A 2,517-nucleotide genomic window follows, 5' to 3' on the forward strand; every position below is an offset into this window, starting at 1 on the left:
CACGATCAGCGGCGCGAAGGCCAGGCGGCCCGGTCTCGATCAAATGATGCGCGATGCCCGCCGCGGCCGCTTCGATGTGGTCCTGGTCTGGGCTTCGGACCTCATCGCCCGCTCGGTGAAGCACTTCCTCGACGTTCTCGACAAACTGAACCGGCTCAACATCGAATTCGTCAGCTTCCGCGAGCAGATCGACACCGGCGGGCCATTAGGCCGTGCGGTCGTGGTCATCATCGGAGCGATTGCGGAACTGGAGCGCAACCTGATCATCGAGCGGGTACGCGCCGGCATGCGCCGTGCCCGGCTGGAAGGCCGCCACATCGACCGCAAGCCGCTCGAACTGGATCGCACTGCCATCCTGCGGGACCGCCAGAAGGGCCAGAGCCTGGGCCAGCTGGCGAAGAGTTACCGTGTCTCCCGTGCCACCATCCATCGCGTGCTCCGCGAGCGCGCCACAACCACTATGGAGAAATCTCTATGAAGGAAGCCTCAGCTATGTTCCCGCTGTGGATGTTGCTGTTTGCCAGCTTCGGCCTCATCGCCGGCTTGGCTCTTGGAGACGAGATCCGCCGTCGCAGGTGCGCTGAAGAGAAAGTCGATGATCTACGCGATCAACTGAAGCACGCCGCAACACCGGCTCTGGAGCGTCAGCTCGGACAGATGCACGGCACTCTGAACGATGCCCACAAGCTCATCCACGCCGTCTCAAAAGGCCTCCAAAAACCGGCCAGCTAAACCCTGCCCCTATCAACACCCACTTCCTCCCCCAATCTCCTGTTCCACAACCTGTCCCTTCTGTAACAAATGCCCGCGACCTAAAACATAAGTGCACCGGATTCCGGCCTCTGCAATCCGGCTGATACGGAACGGGTGAAATGGGTGTAAATGGATATTGTGCCCCAGTTGTAGTTTTCTATTTGACTCATCATGATGAGTCAAATATACTCATCATATGGCTAAACGGCTGCAAGTCATTGTTCAAGACCCTGAATATCGGGACATCCAGCGCGCGGCGCGTTTGCGCCGCATGTCCATTGCTGAATGGGTGCGGCAGGCGCTCGTCCAGGCGCGCAAGAGCGAACCCAGCCGTGAGATAGCTTCCAAGCTCGAAAGCATTCGAGCGGCGGTACGCATGGACTTTCCCACTGCTGATATCGACCGCATGCTCGACGAGATTGAACAAGGTTACGGGCCGGGTTTGCATCCGTGATCTTCGTCGACTCGAACATCCCGATGTATCTTGTAGGCGCTCCCCATCCTCACAAATCCGATGCCAGGCGTTTGCTGGAGGAAGCAGTGAGTGGACGAGAGCGGTTGGTGACCGATGCGGAAGTGCTGCAGGAAATTCTCCATCGTTACGTTTCGATTGAACGCCCGGACGCTATTCAGCCTGCATTTGACGCTTTGTTGGGAGTCGTCGATGAAGTATTTTCGGTGGACCAAGTGACAGTCGAACGAGCCAAGGCGATCGTGCTGGGTCAGAAGGCCTTGTCGGCGAGAGATGCTGTGCACCTCGCCGTGATGCAAATCCACAGTATCAAGAGGATCTTGAGCTTCGATCGGGGATTCGACAGTTTCCCTGGAATCACCCGCCTTTCCTGAGACCAGACCCTCGCCTGCGATCAGACGCTTGCATAATCCAAAATAGACGAGCATCCAATCCAGATTGGATGGTATTGGATGCCGAGATGGACGACTGATGTTCTTCATTCCTGCTCTCCGTGTCTTCTGGAACTGCAGTTGTTGCGATCACACGGAGATGAGGCTGTGGATACTCAATGTTTTCAGAAAAACTGGCCAGGAAATCTTCATATTCGGCCAACATACGTTGGCGTAACACGCGGCAGATGAAGACGCCCGTTGATTTTCAGAAGATAAAAGATGACGTGCTGTCTTGCTCAATCCGATATAAGGCTGGATGGATATGAGGACAGCTCCGACCCAGATCCGGCATCTTTTCGATCTGCTCGAAGTAATGAACCAGACCTGTTACATATCGGTCCGCCTGAGCTTCTCCCCAGTGGTCTGTTGTATAGTCCGAAAATCCCTTCTATACCTTTTTCAGCATCCTTTGAATACCGAATCACGCGGTAGCACACTCCTTAGAGCGAGCCCGCGCCCTTAATCCGTTTTCGAATTCTCCCGATGACCTGGCGGTCCCGCAGGATGGCAGTGCGATCCAGTTCGAGCGGCTTGCGGCCGATGTGGCGGCCTTCCAGCCGGGCACGGCGCATGCCGGTGCGTACCCGCTCGATGATCAGGTTGCGCTCCAGTTCCGCAATCGCTCCGATGATGACCACGACCGCACGGCCTAATGGCCCGCCGGTGTCGATCTGCTCGCGGAAGCTGACGAATTCGATGTTGAGCCGGTTCAGTTCGTCGAGAACGTCGAGGAAGTGCTTCACCGAGCGGGCGATGAGGTCCGAAGCCCAGACCAGGACCACATCGAAGCGGCCGCGGCGGGCATCGCGCATCATTTGATCGAGACCGGGCCGCCTGGCCTTCGCGCCGCTGATCGTG

Annotated in this window: 5 protein-coding genes and 1 pseudogene; 4 read left to right on the forward strand and 2 right to left on the reverse strand. The window is 57.1% G+C overall.

Features of this window, described 5'->3' with window-relative positions; genetic code table 11:
* The 4 genes from AC5S16_RS23105 to AC5S16_RS23120 all read left to right on the forward strand — a co-directional run.
* On the forward strand, nucleotides 1-478 hold a 478-nt coding region (locus AC5S16_RS23105), incomplete at its 5' end, for a recombinase family protein (RefSeq protein ID WP_493932486.1).
* On the forward strand, nucleotides 475-732 hold the full coding sequence (locus AC5S16_RS23110) for a hypothetical protein (protein WP_493932487.1): 258 nt from the start codon (nucleotides 475-477) through the stop codon (nucleotides 730-732). The genes AC5S16_RS23105 and AC5S16_RS23110, both read left to right, overlap by 4 nt.
* A 217-nt stretch (nucleotides 733-949) precedes the next feature.
* On the forward strand, nucleotides 950-1,207 hold the full coding sequence (locus tag AC5S16_RS23115; RefSeq protein ID WP_493932488.1) for a hypothetical protein: 258 nt from the start codon (nucleotides 950-952) through the stop codon (nucleotides 1,205-1,207).
* Complete coding sequence (locus AC5S16_RS23120; protein ID WP_493932489.1) at nucleotides 1,204-1,599, forward strand: type II toxin-antitoxin system VapC family toxin; 396 nt, start codon at nucleotides 1,204-1,206, stop codon at nucleotides 1,597-1,599. The genes AC5S16_RS23115 and AC5S16_RS23120 overlap by 4 nt, the downstream gene beginning before the upstream one ends.
* A gap of 265 nt (nucleotides 1,600-1,864) precedes the next feature.
* On the opposite strand, the pseudogene AC5S16_RS23125 reads toward AC5S16_RS23120, so the two are convergent.
* Nucleotides 1,865-2,026: pseudogene (locus AC5S16_RS23125) on the reverse strand (type II toxin-antitoxin system RelE/ParE family toxin); the annotation flags it as partial.
* Nucleotides 2,027-2,099: 73 nt separating this feature from the next.
* Nucleotides 2,100-2,517, reverse strand: a 418-nt coding sequence (locus tag AC5S16_RS23130) for a recombinase family protein (protein WP_493932490.1), incomplete at its 5' end; no start/stop codon positions are given.

This window comes from Acidobacterium sp. FHG110202_01, from assembly GCF_059115305.1.